The 17,492-nt window shown below is 51.1% G+C and carries 17 protein-coding genes; 10 read left to right on the forward strand and 7 right to left on the reverse strand.

Features of this window, described 5'->3' with window-relative positions; all coding sequences use genetic code 11:
* Positions 1 to 141 precede the first annotated feature (141 nt).
* Entirely contained in the window at positions 142 to 375 is a 234-nt protein-coding gene (locus JMF85_RS14295; protein WP_141333731.1) for a DUF3892 domain-containing protein, read from the reverse strand.
* Positions 376 to 489: 114 nt separating this feature from the next.
* On the reverse strand, positions 490 to 1,227 hold the full coding sequence (locus JMF85_RS14300) for an MBL fold metallo-hydrolase (protein WP_054795608.1): 738 nt from the start codon (positions 1,225 to 1,227) through the stop codon (positions 490 to 492).
* Positions 1,228 to 1,448: 221 nt separating this feature from the next.
* On the opposite strand from JMF85_RS14300, the gene JMF85_RS14305 reads away from it, so the two are divergent.
* Positions 1,449 to 2,063 (forward strand): stalk domain-containing protein, encoded by a 615-nt coding sequence (locus tag JMF85_RS14305; RefSeq protein ID WP_127607348.1) that lies wholly within the window; start codon positions 1,449 to 1,451, stop codon positions 2,061 to 2,063.
* Between the two features lie 100 nt (positions 2,064 to 2,163).
* On the forward strand, positions 2,164 to 2,451 hold the full coding sequence (locus JMF85_RS14310; protein ID WP_054795580.1) for a DUF1292 domain-containing protein: 288 nt from the start codon (positions 2,164 to 2,166) through the stop codon (positions 2,449 to 2,451).
* A 56-nt stretch (positions 2,452 to 2,507) separates the two neighbouring features.
* On the opposite strand, the gene JMF85_RS14315 is transcribed toward JMF85_RS14310, so the two are convergent.
* A complete protein-coding gene (locus JMF85_RS14315) occupies positions 2,508 to 2,927 on the reverse strand; it encodes a DUF1885 family protein (RefSeq protein ID WP_054798735.1) in 420 nt (139 codons plus the stop codon).
* A gap of 147 nt (positions 2,928 to 3,074) precedes the next feature.
* On the opposite strand from JMF85_RS14315, the gene JMF85_RS14320 reads away from it, so the two are divergent.
* Positions 3,075 to 3,917, forward strand: coding sequence for a Cof-type HAD-IIB family hydrolase (locus JMF85_RS14320; protein ID WP_201318421.1), 843 nt, complete (start codon positions 3,075 to 3,077; stop codon positions 3,915 to 3,917).
* A gap of 64 nt (positions 3,918 to 3,981) precedes the next feature.
* Here the strand turns inward: JMF85_RS14320 and JMF85_RS14325 are convergent, their stop codons facing one another.
* Positions 3,982 to 5,451, reverse strand: a complete 1,470-nt coding sequence (locus JMF85_RS14325) for an aminotransferase class I/II-fold pyridoxal phosphate-dependent enzyme (protein ID WP_459558714.1) — start codon at positions 5,449 to 5,451, stop codon at positions 3,982 to 3,984.
* A gap of 223 nt (positions 5,452 to 5,674) precedes the next feature.
* On the opposite strand from JMF85_RS14325, the gene JMF85_RS14330 reads away from it, so the two are divergent.
* Positions 5,675 to 6,853 carry an MFS transporter gene (locus JMF85_RS14330; protein ID WP_054795582.1) on the forward strand — a complete coding sequence of 393 codons (1,179 nt, stop codon included), beginning with the start codon at positions 5,675 to 5,677 and terminating at the stop codon, positions 6,851 to 6,853.
* A gap of 320 nt (positions 6,854 to 7,173) precedes the next feature.
* Here JMF85_RS14330 and JMF85_RS14335 read toward each other — a convergent pair whose 3' ends face one another.
* Complete coding sequence (locus JMF85_RS14335; protein WP_164751788.1) at positions 7,174 to 8,748, reverse strand: copper amine oxidase N-terminal domain-containing protein; 1,575 nt, start codon at positions 8,746 to 8,748, stop codon at positions 7,174 to 7,176.
* A 169-nt stretch (positions 8,749 to 8,917) separates the two neighbouring features.
* Between JMF85_RS14335 and JMF85_RS14340 the strand changes: the two genes are divergently transcribed.
* From JMF85_RS14340 to JMF85_RS14365, 6 genes are all read left to right on the forward strand, one after another.
* Positions 8,918 to 9,709 (forward strand): sporulation protein, encoded by a 792-nt coding sequence (locus JMF85_RS14340; RefSeq protein WP_164751789.1) that lies wholly within the window; start codon positions 8,918 to 8,920, stop codon positions 9,707 to 9,709.
* Positions 9,710 to 9,839: 130 nt separating this feature from the next.
* The gene (locus JMF85_RS14345) at positions 9,840 to 11,633 is read left to right on the forward strand and encodes an AfsR/SARP family transcriptional regulator (protein WP_054795588.1); all 1,794 of its coding nucleotides are present in this window, start codon (positions 9,840 to 9,842) and stop codon (positions 11,631 to 11,633) included.
* Between the two features lie 71 nt (positions 11,634 to 11,704).
* Positions 11,705 to 13,186: a SpoIIE family protein phosphatase gene (locus JMF85_RS14350; RefSeq protein ID WP_164751790.1), complete on the forward strand. Its 1,482-nt coding sequence runs from the start codon at positions 11,705 to 11,707 to the stop codon at positions 13,184 to 13,186.
* The gene (locus JMF85_RS14355; protein WP_164751791.1) at positions 13,173 to 14,801 is read left to right on the forward strand and encodes a PP2C family protein-serine/threonine phosphatase; all 1,629 of its coding nucleotides are present in this window, start codon (positions 13,173 to 13,175) and stop codon (positions 14,799 to 14,801) included. Before JMF85_RS14350 ends, JMF85_RS14355 begins: the two co-directional genes overlap by 14 nt.
* A gap of 71 nt (positions 14,802 to 14,872) precedes the next feature.
* A complete protein-coding gene (locus JMF85_RS14360; RefSeq protein WP_127607364.1) occupies positions 14,873 to 15,292 on the forward strand; it encodes an ATP-binding protein in 420 nt (139 codons plus the stop codon).
* A 9-nt stretch (positions 15,293 to 15,301) separates the two neighbouring features.
* Positions 15,302 to 15,667: an STAS domain-containing protein gene (locus JMF85_RS14365; RefSeq protein WP_054795595.1), complete on the forward strand. Its 366-nt coding sequence runs from the start codon at positions 15,302 to 15,304 to the stop codon at positions 15,665 to 15,667.
* Between the two features lie 173 nt (positions 15,668 to 15,840).
* Here JMF85_RS14365 and JMF85_RS14370 read toward each other — a convergent pair whose 3' ends face one another.
* Positions 15,841 to 16,575 carry a hypothetical protein gene (locus JMF85_RS14370; protein ID WP_201318422.1) on the reverse strand — a complete coding sequence of 245 codons (735 nt, stop codon included), beginning with the start codon at positions 16,573 to 16,575 and terminating at the stop codon, positions 15,841 to 15,843.
* A gap of 94 nt (positions 16,576 to 16,669) precedes the next feature.
* Positions 16,670 to 17,308, reverse strand: coding sequence for a DUF1054 domain-containing protein (locus JMF85_RS14375; protein WP_054795596.1), 639 nt, complete (start codon positions 17,306 to 17,308; stop codon positions 16,670 to 16,672).
* Between the last annotated feature and the right edge of the window lie 184 nt (positions 17,309 to 17,492).

A 17,492-nucleotide genomic window follows, 5' to 3' on the forward strand; every position in this document is an offset into this window, starting at 1 on the left:
CCAACTCCCAAATTTTCGCAGATTTTGTTCGTATTAATTGAAATTCTGTATAATTCGATGAAATCCTTCTAAGCGCTGTCAAAATTCAAGTAAAAAAATGACAAGCCGAGAAAAATTCGGCTTGTCGCGGTTGTCCAGTAGTTAGAAGCCGGGCAAGTTGTCCAGGTTGTTGGTCGGGTCTCCGTCAGCGTTCGAACGCAGATGCTCGTCTCCGTCGCGGCCCCGGAAAACGTTGACGCCCGAGATTTGCCCGTTCTTGGCCATGTACTGGGCTTCCTCGTAATCGACGACCTGGCCCGAGGACAATTTCATTTCTACGATATCGCCGTCGCCGTTCTTGCGAACAGCTACGACGTGTTGAGTGGGTTCTTCCATCTATATCGCCTCCTTATGACTAGGATGCTTCAACCAGAGGGAAATTATGCCGAAAAAGGGGAGGACATGCCCGGAGCGAAGCAAACCGATACGCTGGCGCGGTTCGTTTATCGCTTAGAACGTATAACGCTTGAACGGTTCGATAAATCTCATATGTCCCGTTTTCCCTATATAATCTGGCATTTGATCGGAATAATGCATCAGCCAGGTTTTCTGCTGCAAGTCGACCGGCAGCGTGAGCAGCTCCTCCAAACTGGCGTGGACGTGACCCGGCGAATGCAGCTGGCAGTCATGCAGAAAATGATCGCAACCCTTGATGTGCAAGCTCATCAGCAGCTCAAGGTCGAACCTGGCGTCCGCGCTGTAGAACAGACGATCGTTCAGAAGCAGCGAATAGCTTTTCTTCCCGCGAATATGATCGGTCGGAAGCAGCCGGACGGTCAAGTCCGGACGAATGGAGATCGGCGTGTTCTCGGCAAGCGGAATGACATCGAAATAATCGTTCAAGCTCGAAATGCCCTCGTCTTTGTTCTCAAGACCTCCGCGGAGGGAGTGATCCCACAACATATGCTCGATAGAGAAGGGGACGAGAAGCTTGATTCGCCGCTTGAACGTATACAAGCATTGAAAAGCGAGTTCTTCGAGGCCGCCGACATGATCGGCATGGATATGCGTGATCAGGACCGCATCGATTTGATCGAGCGAGATGCCAAGCTCAAACAAGGCTCTTGGTGCGGTGTAGCCGCAATCGATCAATAACGTGAAGTCGTTCAAATAAATCAGCGCATTATTATTATAGAATGTTTTGGCAAACGCGCTTCCTGTGCCTATCATTTGCAGTTGCAGGCTCAATGACGTTCCTCCGCTCAGCTTTTGGCGTTGCAGCCGATATTTTCTATAATCTATCACGCTTTTCAATACGGATTCAAGATAGTTTCGTCACATTTTGCTTAAATTTAACGGTTTGGCTGTCGGTTCTTGACTATTAATAAATTTGGCACAATCTCCGCAACTCTTGCCGGTCTGTAGAGTATAACTTAGCAAATGCACAATAACGATGGAGGTTACTTGCAATGAAGGTACCGCGATTACTGACGATGGTGCTCTCGCTTTCTTTGTTCGGTACGGCAGGAGCTTTCGCCAGTTCCATGTGGGGAGATTTTGAAGGGTATTCGAAAGTGAGATTGATGGTAAATGACAAGGAGAGGTCGTTTGGTTCGGACGAGACACCCTCTTTTTTAATGAAAGGAAGCGCCGTCGTTCCTGCCCGGATCTTGTCTGACACGCTTCAATCGATTGTGAAATGGGATAACGGCAGCCGTACCGTCTCGGTTTACAAGCCCAATGTACATATGTTTGTCGCCAAGAAGGTGGAAGACGATTATTCCATCAAGCAGCCTTTCGGCGGCGTGAAGAAAGGCGATCGCCTTGATTTTGCGGTTTTTTCACAAATTGACAACCTGGATACGTCCATTTACTCCTTCCGCATTTCCATCGTATCGCCGGGCGGCGAACAGGTGAAGGCGCGCGAAGAAGTGGTGGACGGACAGAAGAGCAGCTTTTGGTACACGTGGCCGTTTAACGTGACGTTCACTGAAGCCGGCCAGTATACCGTTCGATTCTCGATCAAACCGAATGCGGACAGCGACTACGTGGTCGTCTCCGAGAAAGCGATTCTATCCGAATAAATATGGCGGTTTTGGACATGCCTTGTTCATTGACTTGGGATCCGAATGCGTGGTACGATACGTGGGAGCAATCAATACAATGAAGAAATGAGGTCTTCCCATGAGCGATCACATTCATGACGCTTCCTGCGACCATGATCACGAGGATGAGATTTTTATCGTGACGGACCAAGACGGTGTCGAACATGAGATGGTAATGGTGTACACCTTTGAAGCCAAAGAACAGGCTTATGCGGTACTTCTCGATCGCAATGATATGGAAGCCGACGGTGTTATATTCCGAATTGAAGAAGAGAACGGCGAGGCGTTCCTTGCCAGTATCGAAGACGAAGAGGAATGGGATCGCGTTGTTGCGATTTACAACGAGATCGTTGAAGAGCAAGAATAATAAATCTTGAACGAAAAACCCTTCTTGTCAGCAAGAAGGGTTTTTCGTTCGGTCCATCATTTGCGAGGGTTGAAGTACATCGTACGTCCGTTAAACAATTGCAGTTCGGCTTTCCACAGCTTGCCCAAGTATTTGCTGAATTCATTGCCCTTGGATTTGTCACCGTGGGTGCAGCCATCCGGCAGCACCATCTGTACGAAGTGTCGTTCGGCATCGCCGTTTTTCTCGGTTCCGACGCCCATCACGATATATTTGTAGAGGGGGTTGGTCCCTTTCAAAAAAAACCATTTGCCTTCGGCTTCCGGTTTTGATTCGATCGTATACGGAAATCCGGCATCGTCGTACTCCCAGCCGAGCTGTTTGCCGGTCAGTGCAAGCTGCTCCCGGTAATGCTCCAGCTGCTGCTTGAGCTCATCCAGAGTTAACGAGGAAATGGACGAGCCTTCCACGAATTTGATATATGCGCTTTGCGCCATGACCCATGCACCTGCCTACTTAATGAACTGGAACGATTTGACTTTTGTCATGCACCATGATCATCATAGCATTAAGAAAAACCAAATACAATACTTGTGACGTGAGCGAAAGTCGCCGCGTAAACAAAGAACAGAGAGGGATTTCCCGTGGATAGGAAGAGGTTTGAAGGTTATTTGCTCGTCACGGATATGGACGGAACGCTGCTGAATGCGCAGAAGGAAATCAGTAAAGAAAACTTGGCCGCCATTGAGCGTTTCGTCGCCCAAGGCGGATTGTTTACGGTAGCGACGGGGCGTATTGTCGAACCGGCGGGTTATTTCGTCAAGCAGCTCCCGGTCAACACGCCCGCGATTTTATATAACGGAGCGGTTATCTACGATTATAGCCGGGAGGAAGCGATTTGGCAGTCCAAGCTGCCGGATGCGGGGAAAGCGGCGCTGCAGCAAGTCGTTGAGGCGTTCCCCGGCATCGGCGCGGAAATTTATGTGCAGGGGGAGCCTTACCCGTATGTGCTGCGCGAGAATGAGTGGACGGCGCGGCATCGACAAATCGAGCGGTTTCCGTACCAGCCGATCGACGATGTGACGAAGGTGCCGCCGGATTGGCTGAAAGTATTATTCGCTTGGGAGCCGGAGCGGCTCGATCAGACGAGCGAGGCGATCGTTCGGCTGACCGAAGCTGCGCAGATCGAATGGGTGCGATCCGACGACCGATATTTTGAGATGCTGGCCAGAGGGGCGACTAAAGGCCACGCATTGGAGCTGTTAACGGATAAAATAGGGATAGCGATGGAACGATGCGTGGCGATCGGCGACCATTTGAACGACTTGGAAATGATCCGCAGGGCAGGGATCGGCGTTGCGGTTGAGAACGCGCACCCGCTGCTTATTGAAGCGGCGAACCGGAAGGGGAAGCATCACCAGGAGCATGCGGTGGCCGATGTGATCGAATGGCTCGAAGCGCAGGCCGAAGCGGAAGCTCGATCGTAAGGCTGTAACCATAAAAAAACGCTTGCCGCGGATCAACCGAAGGCAAGCGTTTTTGACCTGGTCTTTAGAAAATAGCAGGGGTTTCCACGATCACTTTGACGAATTCGATGCTGCGGTCCTCGGGACCTTTAACGGGAAGACCGACCTCGATATGCTCGGTGATATAGTCGATCAAATCCTGCGAAATGACTTCCCCCGGCAGCAAGATCGGGATACCCGGCGGGTACACGTAAATGAACTCGGCGATGATCCGATCGGCCGACTCCTTGAACGGAATAAGCTCCGTATCGCCGTAGAAGGCGTCGCGGGGCGAAAGGGTCAGCTGCGGAATCTTTGGAATTTTGATCACCAGCTCGTTAGCTTGCCGGATGTTGTAATTCTCGGCCGACAAGCGGCGCAGCGCCGCAAGCAGCGTGTCGATGTTCTCCTGGGTATCGCCCGGCGTCACCAGGCACAGGATATTGTACATGTCGCTGAGCTCGACTTCGATGTTGTACTGCTCGCGCAGCCAGTTTTCGGCGTCGTAGCCGGTAATGCCCAGGTGACGGACATGAATATTGACTTTGGTCGGATCGCAGTCGAAGGTTGCTTCACTGCCCAAAATTTCCCGGCCGAAGCAGGAAAGTCCCGGAATCTCGTTGATTTGATTGCGCGCGTACTCCGCAAGCTCAATGGCGCGGTCCGCCATCGCTTCGCCGTTCAACGCCAAATTGCGGCGTGCGCTGTCCAGCGACGCGAGCAGGATGTAGGACGTCGACGTAGTCGTCAGCATGCTGATGATGGTCTTCGCGCGGCGGACATTGACGCGGCCTTCGCGAATGTTCAGCACGGAGCTTTGCGTCATCGAACCGCCGAGCTTGTGCACGCTCGTAGCGGCCATATCGGCGCCGGCCTGCATGGCCGACATCGGGAGCTTGTCGTTGAAGTGGATGAGCACGCCGTGTGCTTCGTCCACCAGCACCGGAATGTTGTAGCCGTGGACGATGTCCACGATTTCTTTCAGGTTCGCGCAGACGCCGTAATAAGTCGGATTGATCACGAGCACCGCTTTGGCGTCGGGATGGCGCTCGAGCGCCCGTCTGACCGACGAGGTCGTCACGCCGTGATCGATGCCCAGATTTTCGTCACGCACCGGCTTTAAGAAAACCGGCTTGGCGCCTGCGAAAATAATGGCCGCCATGATCGACTTGTGCACGTTGCGCGGCACGATAATTTTATCGCCCTGGGAGCAGACGGTAAGAATCATCGTCATGATCGCCCCGCTTGTCCCTTGTACGGAGAAGAACGTATGGTCGGCGCCGAACGCTTCGGCCGCGAGCCTCTGCGATTGTTCGATAACGCCGGTCGGCTGATGCAAATCGTCGAGCGGCGCGATATTGATCAGGTCGATGGAGAGCGCGTTATCGCCGATAAACTCCCGGAACTCAGGGTCCATCCCCACGCCTTTTTTATGTCCTGGAATATGAAATTGCACCGGATTGCGCGCAGCGTGTTCTTTCAACGCAGTGAACAGGGGAGTTTTCGTCTGATCCACGGTCATCCCTACCCTTCATGAATAAGTTATGGTGGCCTGCTTGAAAAAAGCAAACAAATCGAGTATAGCAAAATGCGACACGGATGCAAGCGGTTTTTGTAAAACCTTTGTGAAGTTTGCAGGTTTGTCGATTTTGTTAACCTTGCGTACAATATTTCCATCGTCAAAAAAGATATGGTACAGTTAGATTACTTACTATAAATCGGAAGGAAACGTCACACCTATGGACAAAAGGCTTCTCGTAATCATGGTGCTGATCATGACGATTTTTATCGGCTTTGGCATCATTATTCCCGTGCTCCCCGAGGTTGTAACCGGATCGGGCGCCGAAAGCTTTCATCTGGGCATGCTGCTCTCCGTGTACTCGCTCGTTTCGTTCCTCATGTCGCCGTTTTGGGGAGCTTGGTCAGACCGGATCGGCAGACGTCCGATCATTATGATCGGCACATTGGGGTTCAGCGTAAGCTTCTTCATTTTCGGCATTGCCGGAGACCATCTGGTCCTTATGTATATTTCGCGTATTTTGGGCGGCTTGTTCTCCGGGGCAGTTACGGCCTGTGCGGTCGCTTACGTTGCGGACATTACATCTGAAGAAAACCGGACGAAAGGGATGGGGCTGGTCGGCATGTCGATCGGACTCGGGTTTATTTTCGGCCCGGCGGTCGGCGGCTTGTTAAGCGGCTTCGGTTACCATGTGCCGTTCTTCGCTGCCGCGCTGCTGGCGCTGCTCATGTTCGTATTCGCTTATTTCATGCTGCAGGAATCGGTGTCCGCGGAAGCCCGCCAGCAGACGCGGGATTCGAAACAGTCGCGCTGGACGGCCTTCGTCGGCTCGCTGAAATATTTGTACGTCTTGTCGTTCTTCGTCTCCTTCTCGCTGGCCGGTCTCGAGGCGACGCTGCTGCTGTTCCAACGGGATCAGATCGGAGCTACTCCGCAGCAGCTCGGCATCATGTTCGCCGTCAGCGGCATCGTCGGCGCCTTGATTCAGGGCGGAGTTGTACGCCGTCTTATCAAGCGGGGACAGGAGTCCCGTGTTATCGGCATCGGTTTGTTATTGTCGGCGGCGGGCTTCGTGCTTATTTTGTTTTCCAGCAGCCTGCTCACCGCTTCGATTTACTTAAGCGTATTTGCGGCCGGGAATGCGTTGATCCGGCCCTGTGTAACCTCGCTGATCACGCAGAAGACCAAGGTCGGGCAGGGGGTCGCATCCGGCTTGAGCTCGTCGATGGACAGCCTGGGCCGCATCGCGGGACCGCTGCTCGGAGCCGGCATTTACGATTACAGCCACAGCCTGCCGTTCCTGATCGGCGCGGTGTTGTCGGTCGGAGCGCTCTATTTGTTGTACCGCTTTATAGTATTGGATCGGATCGGCACCAGAACATCAAGTCAGCCGCTCTGACCAAATAAGAAAGCTGCCGTAGGCGATACTCCCGCTGCGGCAGCTTTTTTATAATATCAAAATTTATAAGTTTGATCCGGAGGATCACGATTCTGATATTTCAAGAAAAACTTCCTCTAAAACACGAATGTATCTTCATCGAAAAGGCTTCGATCAGAAGCTTTTCTTACACCTCTTCCGTCTGTTCTTCCCTTCCTCCATGGCGATGGCGCAGATCGCTTTCATACGCAGCACCGCTGTGCCATACCTTCAAAACGCAGACCGTTTTTCTCCACAACCCGGATGGATGCCCATTCTGACTTGAGGAATGTCTCTTTCGTTTATTTCGCACGCGTTCCTGTTTCGTGGACACCAAATGTAGAGACGGTGATGCCGTCTTCGGTTCGCGTTACGGTCCAATCCCAGCCGCTCTTGTAACCGGAGAGCAGCAGCTTGCCCGTTGCTTGATCTAACGTCCATGTGCCGGTCTGCGGTCCGTTCCAATAGAAGGAGATGGTGCCGTCCGCAGCAATCGTCAAGGTTCCGCCGCTCGCTCCATCGCGGCCTGCCGGGACCCACATGTTCCATTTGCCGATAAAGTAATCAGCTGGGTCTGAGGTTGACAGCGAATTGTCATCGCTGGCTTCTGCTGCGTCTTTACTGACGATGAGAATGGTTCGTGTTTCATCGTTAAAGGTGATTTTTTGGTTTAACTGCTCGCTCACGAATCGCACAGGAACCATGGTGGTGTTGTTATAGATCATGGCCGGGACGTCCATCATGACGGTCTTGCCGTTCACTCTCGCTGCAGATTGACCGATAACCAGCACGATTGTATCCTGCCCTACAGTCAATGTAATGCTGCGCTGCTCGCCGTTCCATTTCACTTGAGCGCCGAGCGCCTCACTGATAAAACGGAGAGGGACGAGAGTTCTGCCGTCGTAGATGAAAGGCGCCGTTTCCAAGGTGTGGGATTTTAAGTTAACCAAAGCCGTTGTATTATCAATTTGCAGCAAAATCCGGTTTCCTTCGTTAACGGGCGTCCGGTTTCCCTCGTTAACGGGCGCTTGAGAGGCTTTTTTTACGATGGTCACCTTGAGTGCCGATGAGATGGAAATCAGATTATCATTTCTGTCATAAGATGCGATTTTATATAGGTACGTATGTCCGGCAAACGTATAATTATCGATATATTGCGGCTCGGTCAGCTTAAAGTCGGTCATTTTCACATAAGGCTTGCCGTTGTCCGAACGGTAGATGTCCCAAGAGACATGTCCGTTTAACTGCTTCCAAGGCAGTGTAATGCTTCCATTCTCCTCAAATTCGTAAACCGCTGAAGGATTGAGAATATCCTTTTCGGGAGAACCCAAGTCCAGGGACACCGGAGGGGAAGTCCCGTTATTTTGACTGTTTGTGCTTCCGTCGTTCTCCTGTTCCGGAACCTCAAGCACATAGGAGAACGTCACTTTAGTAATCGAAAAGCCGTTATCCGGCAAAATGCGGTCGATTTTGATTTTAGAATGGCTGCCGTCATGCAGCACGACGAGATAAACAGCTCCTTGTTCTATTTCAAGCGAATTGGTGAAGCCGGTTACATTACGGTCGGTCGGTTTCGTCAGATCCTCAGAGTCCAGCTTACGAATCGCCAATGCCCCAATGTCGCCGTATTGATTGATGACAATATCTGCATCGGAGCTGCTTGTCGTGTACTTCAACTCAAGTAAATTGAGTCCCCCTCGATCAAGCACGTCACCGGACCAATTCAGCGTATAGGGGTGCAGCTTATCGTAAACGCCGCTTTGCTTATCACCCCATGTAATGGTATCGGCCGCCTGGACCGATCCGAAAAAAAGTGCGCCGGGCACAAAAATGCTCAGCATGAACAGCAACAGAATGGATGCAATCCCTTTTTTCATCTTCTTCACTCCTCGCAAGATTTGATTCATACTCAGCATTCACTATAACGAGCCTTGATTACAGGAAACTTACAAACTTGCCCAACGGAATATTGCAATGATTTTGTAAGTTATTTGCGATATCATGAGGCATCATTTTCAAGGATGGAAAACGAAAGGATGTGTGCCTGTGTCATTGTTTAAAAAGATGCTGGCTCGGGTAGGTATCGGCAGCGTGAAGGTCGATTTTCGGCTTCCGTCACATCAATTGACAGCCGGGGAAGAAATTACGGGAACGGTCAGGATTCAAGGCGGAAAAACAGAACAGGAATTACAAAGCTGCGAAATCGCCTTATTCACTGAATACACGACCTATTACACGGACTCTGAAGGGGAACACCGGACGTCTACTGCAAAAGTACTTCTGAACGCGTATACGCTTCCATGTGATTTTCACATTCAATCGTTTGAAGTCAAACAATATCCATTATCTATTGCCATTCCGCTGCACACGCCTATTACGTTATCCCGGGAAAAAATATGGTTTGAAACCCGGCTCAATATGGAGAAAGCGGTCGATTCTTTGGATAAAGACAGGATCACTGTGCTTCCCCATCCATTGATGCAGCGTATCTTGGATGCGATGAACCGCCTCGGCTTTCCGCTTGTAGAATCGTATTTGACGGAAAACGGAAACACACAGGTCAGTCCGGACCCTTTTATTCAACGAATCATTTATGGGGTATCGGATGAATACCATTTATTATTGGATGAGATTATGGCAACTCCCGTGTGGATGCCGGATAAGCTTCATTTGATTCTGGGAATCAACAGGAAAGCCGGGCTGCTTCATACGATTGCAGAAAAAGACATCATTACGGAAACGATCGAATTTCTGCCTGAGGAATGGTTAGCAAGAGACAATGATGCCTTTGCGCGGCATATTAAAGCGGTCATAGATAAGGCAACAGCAACGGAATAAGCTGAGGTGATATGAATTATTTTCGCTGAAAGGCAAGGGACGCCGCAGCGCTTTTTATGTTAAGATATAAGAAAGTATAAGATTTCAGCGGTGGATGAAATCAGCTAAGAAAAAGGCGGCGAAAAGGCTCTTGATACCGGATGAAAGCATGGATGGACTGCTGCGAAGAAATCGCTTCCGGGAAGCGGTGATGCGAATGGAATGCGCTTTGCTGGAGGAAAGGGAGGTACAGGAAGAGCTGCTTCGGCAAATTCCTGACTCCTATCTGAACGCTTCCCCGCTGCTTCTGCAAGCACTTGGGAATATATGCTATGGCAACGGTCAGCTTTCCGAGGCGAGACAGCGGTTCGAACAGGCGATGAAGGGGTTCGGAGCGATGGCCCTCCCGGCCCGTCTGTTGTCGGCGATGTGTGCATTGGTGCAAGTGCAGCTGCGGATGGGAGACTTGGCATCGGCAGAAACATTGCTCCTATTTCTTAAGACGGAATATGAGAGGACGCCTTCCGGGGAGCGGGAAGGCGGTCTTCCCCGCGCTTTGGCGGCGGGCAGCCGCTTAATCGATGCCGATGCTCAGGCAAAGATGTGGTATCTCGAAGCGGTTGTGTTGTACGAGCGGAAGCTTCAAATGGACCAGGCTGCCTGTACATTGGCTGAACTTATAACTCAATGCGGTGCCGAGCTTCATCCGAAGGAGTGGAGGGACCTGGAATGGAAGCTGAAGCGATGGTCAGCCGTGACGGAAGACGGCAGCCTCAGTGCAGACTGGATTATATCGCTTCAGAATGCGCAGCTTGAACGCTGGGAGCATGTATACTCACAGCTGAAGAGACAGGTCCATTCCCCTTTCCGGGGGAGGGGGCCGTATTATATTTTGGTCGGCGTGCAAGTGGCTTTCTTTAGGGCGGCGTTACAGGTTTGCCCCGAGGAGGCTGCCGCCTTCGCAGACAGACTAAGCGAGCTAAAGAAACAATACCCCTCCGATATGCAGCTGCAGCACGCTTTGCTGCTTGCCGAGTATGATTGGCTGTTACGCCTTGAGCTCGCTGAGGAGGCAAAAGCGGTTATGCAAGAGGCCGGTCGGATCGCCCGTCATTTGAGGCTGCCGAATTGCTCTTCTTCTCCGGATCTTGTTCAGGAGCCGGAAACGATCCGGATCGAGCAGCCAAAACCACAGGCCGGGTGGTGGATTCGCTTTTTCGGCGGTCTGACGGTCGGGCGCGGTGCCGAGGAGGTGCGCAATATCCGATGGAAACGAAGGAAGGCGCAGGAGTTGTGCGTCTATCTGTTGCTTCAGCCCAAATACACATGCGCGAAGGAGCAGCTTATAGAGATTCTTGAGCTTGGAGAAGATCCCGAGAAGGCCGCTAAATCGCTGTATGTGATTATCCATCAGTTAAAGCAAACGCTGCACGAACAGTTGTCTATTCACGAGGGAGTGTACAGTCGTGAAGGCTTGGTCATTCTCCGTGAAGACGCCTTTGAGTATGTAGATGTGGAACGGTACTTGACGCTGCTTCGGGTGGCCGACCAATTGTGGCTGAAGGACCGCCCCCTAGCCTATGAATTCTATCTGCAGGCTTACGCCCTGTACGACGAGCTGCTTCCCGAGCTTCCATATATTTCATGGCTCGAGAACATGCGGGAGTATGTTCTGGAAAAGCAGGTTGCTGTCATCCGCAAGCTGTGCCTGATGGCAGAGGAACAGCAGGAAACGGTCCTCGAGGAAATGTACTGCCGGGAGTGGATCGATCTTAAACCTTATCAGGAAGAAGCTTGTCAGCGGTTCATGCGTCTATTGATCCGCACGCACCGGCAAAGCGAAGCGGCAGAAGTTTATGAGCGGTTCGCCCAGTGGTGTCGAGACGAGTTGGGGACGGAACCGTCCGAAGAGACTTATCTTCTCTTGGGGGGAAGTACGCGTTGACAATCTTCTCTGATGTGAGGCTGCGCTTGTGTATGATTTACGTTATCCTCCTTACGGGGGCCTCGGCCGGCATGATGCTGTTTTCGAACAAGTTCATCACCGGGAATACAGCGGCTAACCATCTTCTCACGATAAAAAGCTTCTCCATCGGGAACATGATCCTGATCGTCTTGCTCTCTGTTTTCACCTATTATCGGCTGAAGTTACGGGGTGAGGCAGGTCAACCTAATCAGCCTTCGGATATGGAGCTGCAGCGATGGTTTCGGCTGACAAGCTTCCCGGGGGAATTATTCCGGTTCTTTCTGCTCAGCGGGATGTTGGTCTCGCAAATCTATCTTTTTTCAGTACTAGACCTCCCGCCGTGGCCACCGGAAATTACGCTGCAATATGGAAAGAGCACTATGTTTAACTTTACGGCCTATTTTGCGTTTGCCATGATCCACTACTGTACAGCGCGCTGGATTTTGCGGCCTTATCTTCGAGACATGCGCATCTTTCAGCAGGAGATCTTCCGGTTCAGAAGCGCTGCCGGCATGATCATTCTCATCCTGAGCTGCAGTATCGTCTATTTATTGCTGCGCATGTTCTGGTATGCGATTGACACTAGGCTAGTCGGGGAGGCTCCGAAAATCGCCGTACTGTTGGTCATTGGAGCGACGGTAACCGTGATCGCTTTTACCGCCATTTATTATACGGCTTATTATTTGTTCCGCGATTTGGAGCGAATGACTGTTAAGCTGCGCGAGTTGGCGGGAATGAAGCGCGGGCAGCTGCACAGCCGTATTCCGATCGCTTCCCCGTATGAATCCGGGGAGCTGGCCATGGCCTTTAACGCGCTGCAGTCCCGGTTCGAGAAGGAATATGCACGCATCGACAATGACATGAAGCTGGCGTTACATGTGCAGGAGCAGCTGTTTGCCCATCGGCCCGAGGAATTCAAGGAATGGCGGTTTGACGGAGCTTGCAGCTGGCCGTTGGAAGTCGGGGGAGGTTTCTATGATGTGCTGCCGTTAACGGATCATCGTGCAGCCATTGCGGCGGGCAGCGTGACAGGGAAAGGCCTGCCTTCAGCGCTGGTTATGTCAGCACTTCTCATGATGCTCCGTACGAAAGTTCAAGATGCAGCTTCAGCGGGAGAACTGTTAACGGAGTTGAATGCTTCGCTGGCCGACATTTTGCCGGACGGCCTTCACATACATATGGCCATCGGGATCATCGATAGTGAACGAGGGATGCTGGAATATGCTTTGGCCGGCAACATGTGTGCGCGGGTCGTTCAGTCGGAGCCATACCTTGAAGGAGGTCCGCATGCGGAGCCGCTGGGAAGCCGTTATCATAGGCAATACGATAACCGGCAATTTCCGTTGCAGAGGGAATGCATCGTCATGCTGCATGCGTCAGGCATGGCTGTTCCGTCAGGAGAGGATGTATACGCAGTATGGGAGCAGCGGGCTGTGCTTCGGCAAGGGTTCGTCTCTTCCAACCAAAGCATGGAGGTTCAAAGCTGTGTCATGGCATTCAGAGCCGGGAGGGACAAGCATGGCGGCACATGACAGGTCGAAAGGACTTATGCTGCGGCTGCTGGCGGCTTATATCGCTGCGTTGTTCGGAGGCTCCATTTTTATTTTTATCAACAATATCGTTATCCATGGAAGAACGATACAGAAATTGCTGGAGTTCAACGTTCCTTTCGTTCTGTTAAGCGACCTTGTGTTCACGCTTTTGCTGCTGGCGATTACATATTGGCGTTTGTATCCGGTCCTCCGATATTTCCGAGTGCAGCCCCCGCATGTTGCCAAATCCATCGTTTTCGACCGGCTTATGCGGTTTCCGCTGGAATTATTTTGGGGAATGGTGCTGCTTTCCATTGTATTCATCGTTTTGTATCATGGGTCAGAAATCATGATGGGCAGCAGAGCCTTAGCTTCGATTGACAATGCTGCCCGTTTGCTCAATAGCGTTTTATCCGAGCTAAGCCTCTCTCTCATCCTGGCCATCCTGTTGTTCAGCATTACCCGGCATCTTCTGCGTTCTTATGCTGTCCGTTTGGAGATACATTCGATTGTCCGTGAGAAACCTTATTCCGCTGTAAGCCTGATTGCTATGTCAGCAGTTGTTTGCTTTGTGATTACATTTTCAGCCGCATCGCGCGTCATTGTTCGATCGAACCCCGATGAACTTTTTAAGGTTAGTGACTTTTTGTTGATAGCCGGGGTATATGCTGCTTTCGCTATCGGAATTGTATCGCTGTATATGGTGGAGCTTCGTAAGGAACTTCGGATGCTGATTGACGGTCTGCACGCCCTGTCCGGAGGAATGAAAACAACCTTGCATCAGAAGCTTACCATCATCTCACTCGACGAAACGGGAAGGCTGGCTGATGCCTTCAATGCTCTTCAACATTGGGTGGAACGAACATACGACGAGGTTGATCGTCAGCTGAAGCTGGCGTACAAGGTTCAGCAACGGCTGCTTCCGACATCTTTTCCCGTAATGGAAGGGGTGGACATTGCGGCCTCCTGCCAACAATGTCAGGAGGTTGGCGGAGATTTTTACGATGTCATTCCACTGGGAGAACGATATTATTGTGTGGCGATCGGCGATGTGACGGGAAAAGGATTGCCGGCAGCGCTGCTTGTGTCCGCTATGATGACAGGACTTCGCACAGAGGCTGCCAAAGGAGGAACAGCCGGGGATATCATAACCAGGCTCAATCGCCATGTTTTTCATATGACGCAAGGAAAGATGTTCACGACTTTGGGGCTGGCACTGATTGACCTGTCATCCGGAACGGCACGGTTGGAATATGCCAGTGCAGGACATCTCGATCCTTACATCTTTCGAAATGGACAGGTGATGGAATTGCAATGCTCATCACTGCCGCTGGGCATTTCACCGGATACGGTTTATCAGGGGATCCTCAATACACTAGCTCCGGGAGATATATTCATTTTGTATACAGACGGCATCATCGAGAGCCGCCATGCATCGGGGGGCATGCTGGGATTCGAATGGTGGGAGCAGGAGCTCCGGCAGCTGTCGCCTTACCGGGGGCTTGAGGAACAGCTGTTAAGGCTGATCAAGCGACCGCAGCATGAGGAAGCGGAAGAGTTGGGCGATGACCGTACGCTTGTTATGGTAAGATGGAACGGATACACAAGCGTGTAAGTTTTTTGTTATAGGAATGGTGGACAATAGAAACGGATCTTATCACGCGTTAGCAGTAGGAGGGAGGATCAATGAGTGCTGCTTCGGTTTTTAAGGAATGGAACATGCCCGGCGAATATGGCTGTGAAAAGAAGATAATGCAAGAGGTTGCCTCCGTTATTGCTCGAATCAATCCGGAAGAACACCGAATTGATGATATAATGACTGTTATTGCCGAGGTATGCTTGAACGCGATCGAGCACGGGAATCTCTCGAATCCAAGCCTCCCTGTGACGCTCCAAATGATCGCGGACAACGAAAAATACAAATTTCGAGTCCTGGATCATGGAACCCGAAAGCCGGTTATTCCTTATGAGCAGCCGCTTTCGGACAAATGGAAGGAGGAACACCCGAGGGGCTGGGGGTTGTTCCTAATAAGAAGACTTTCGGACCGGTTTGAATTTGGTGAGAGGGACGGGAAAGTGTATGTGGATGTTATCTTTTATCGGTAGGAGGTTGCTATGGACAGCCAATTTCGAGCAGACATGCGGACTCATGTAAAAACCGTGATTATTGATTTATATGGCGATCTTTCAAACCAATCCGAGGAAGGCTTGCTTGGTTTACGGGAGTGGGAGCTGGGATTGGGTCAAAATAAGAGGTTTTTGATCCTGAACTTCACGCAGGTTCCTTATATTAACAGTATGGGCATTGCGGTTCTTATCCGCATTGTGAGGTCGCTCATGAAAACCGGATGTCAAACGTTCGCCTATGGGGTCACGCCGCATTATCAGAAGCTGTTTCGCATGGTCGGCTTGACCGAATATATCATGATTTACCCGGATGAGTATTCGATTCTGCAGCGCATTGAAACCATCCAGGAGTGAAAAGGAAGGGAGCAACCAGTTCACGGCAGGATGTCAGCCTACGCGTATATAGATGATGTCGCTCATCAGGAATCCTTTGTTTATCCGATCTTCTTCATCACTAGCATGCTTCCAAAACAATAGGGGACTATGGAAACAGGCGAGGGCCGGGGAGCCTTCGCCTGTGCCCATAATTATTCCGCTTTTTTGTCGCCGGCTGTATGCTTGCGGTCAACCATTTTCTCGATCCACGGCGTCATCTCATCTTTGATTTTGCTAATCAACTGTTCCTTGGTGATTCCCTTGCCTTGAGCAATCTCTGCCAACGATTTGCCGGCTTTGAGCTCCGCCTTCAATTCGTCCTCCGAGATACCTAGAATACCGGCAAGCTTCTCCTTGGCGGGCATCATGATCTGATGCTTGCCTCCGTGTCCGTGCATTCGCTTCTTTCCTTCGCCGTTCAGCTTTTGGTTCACCATGAATTTCAGGTGGTCTTCCATATTCTGCTTCAGCTTCGCCGCTTTATCCGCCGTCAGCTTGCCGGAGGCAGCGGCCTCGTCGATTTGTTTCGTCCGCTCGGCTTGAAGCTTGGCGATCAGATCAGCTTCGCTGATCTTTTTCTCGGCGGCGAGCTGCACCAGCGTCTTGTCCTTCAGCGACTGCTTCAGCGTCTCCTGATCCATGCCGAGAATGGCGGCAGCTTCCTCAAAGATCGGCATAGACTTGCCGTGCTTACCGCGTGCTTTTTCGCCTCTGTCCGACCATTCCTTGGCTCCTGCCGGTTTGTCCGCGCTGTCCTGCGGCTGAACGACGGCATCCGGCGTCTCTGCGCGAACGAATTGCTTCGTGCCGTAAAGCGTGCCGCCGCCCAGCAGCAAGGCAAGCGCTAGGGAGGAGACAATCATTTTTTTGGCATACGTTTGCTTCATAACAATGCACCATCCTTACGTAGGTTTCGGTTTTCACCAACTATAACGTATGCAAACCATATTAACCTTACTTTAAAGCAAGCTTAGTTTAAAATTAATTTTTCATACCCATAGATAAATGATATAAGGGCAGCAGATGATCGAAAGTTTCGTTAGCGAGTTCAATGAACTTTTCTCCGTCTTGCAGAACAGGGTCGTCTTTCATGATATTTCGTCCGATCAGCAGCTCCGCCTTTTTCACGTCGCGAAACCGCTCAAGGCCTTGTTTCCACTGTTCTTCATCCATGGCTGACAGACTCAGCGCATCTTTCCTCATATGATCGAACGAAATCACAACGTCGGCCGGCAGAAGTTGTTTGATCTCGGGGGCCTGCTGCAGAAACTTCTCTGCGATCTCCTTTTTATTTGGAAGCTCGTAGATGAATGCAAGCCAGATGAAAACCCGATCATCGAACAAGCCGATTTGAAAATGAGGATGCTGCTTATAGCCGCGTTTATTGTTTGCTATAGCCATCCATGTGTCTACGGGCGGATTCACTTTTCTGCGGGCATGCTTTGCAATATGCAGGAACATTTCCAGTCCGGAGCGGACGGAGAGAGACTGTAAAATATCTTCGCCGATCGTTTGGAATTTGGGCTGGATCCGGGTTTGAATGGCTTTCATCCGTTCTTCCAACCCGTTGATCGTAAACGTATCAAAATCCGCTTTTATAAATCCTTTGAATGCCGTCATTCTGCTAGCCTCCACACTTCCTTTTTCTTCAAACAATATAACACACTCTGTGACAGATGACCACGAATACACAGTGAAATTCGACGGCAATCGACACCACATCGATTTCGCCGGGGATGGTGCTTCGCACAAGATGGAGGTGCCTGCCCAAAGCTTATTGATTTCCCGGCGAAACAAACGGAGC

Origin of the sequence: Paenibacillus sp. EPM92, from assembly GCF_016586185.1 — a bacterium.
Classification (GTDB): Bacteria; Bacillota; Bacilli; order Paenibacillales; family NBRC-103111; genus Paenibacillus_G; species Paenibacillus_G validus.

Excerpts from the sequence above, each read along its gene's own strand:
- JMF85_RS14335 (WP_164751788.1), bottom strand. The coding sequence starts at position 8,748 with ATGAAAAAAGGGATTGCATCCATTCTGTTGCTGTTCATGCTGAGCATT.
- JMF85_RS14360 (WP_127607364.1), top strand. The coding sequence starts at position 14,873 with ATGAGTGCTGCTTCGGTTTTTAAGGAATGGAACATGCCCGGCGAATAT.
- JMF85_RS14370 (WP_201318422.1), bottom strand. The coding sequence starts at position 16,575 with ATGAAGCAAACGTATGCCAAAAAAATGATTGTCTCCTCCCTAGCGCTT.
- JMF85_RS14305 (WP_127607348.1), top strand. The coding sequence starts at position 1,449 with ATGAAGGTACCGCGATTACTGACGATGGTGCTCTCGCTTTCTTTGTTC.
- JMF85_RS14375 (WP_054795596.1), bottom strand. The coding sequence starts at position 17,308 with ATGACGGCATTCAAAGGATTTATAAAAGCGGATTTTGATACGTTTACG.
- JMF85_RS14350 (WP_164751790.1), top strand. The coding sequence starts at position 11,705 with ATGATGCTGTTTTCGAACAAGTTCATCACCGGGAATACAGCGGCTAAC.
- JMF85_RS14295 (WP_141333731.1), bottom strand. The coding sequence starts at position 375 with ATGGAAGAACCCACTCAACACGTCGTAGCTGTTCGCAAGAACGGCGAC.
- JMF85_RS14330 (WP_054795582.1), top strand. The coding sequence starts at position 5,675 with ATGGACAAAAGGCTTCTCGTAATCATGGTGCTGATCATGACGATTTTT.
- JMF85_RS14365 (WP_054795595.1), top strand. The coding sequence starts at position 15,302 with ATGGACAGCCAATTTCGAGCAGACATGCGGACTCATGTAAAAACCGTG.
- JMF85_RS14355 (WP_164751791.1), top strand. The coding sequence starts at position 13,173 with ATGGCGGCACATGACAGGTCGAAAGGACTTATGCTGCGGCTGCTGGCG.
- JMF85_RS14315 (WP_054798735.1), bottom strand. The coding sequence starts at position 2,927 with ATGGCGCAAAGCGCATATATCAAATTCGTGGAAGGCTCGTCCATTTCC.
- JMF85_RS14310 (WP_054795580.1), top strand. The coding sequence starts at position 2,164 with ATGAGCGATCACATTCATGACGCTTCCTGCGACCATGATCACGAGGAT.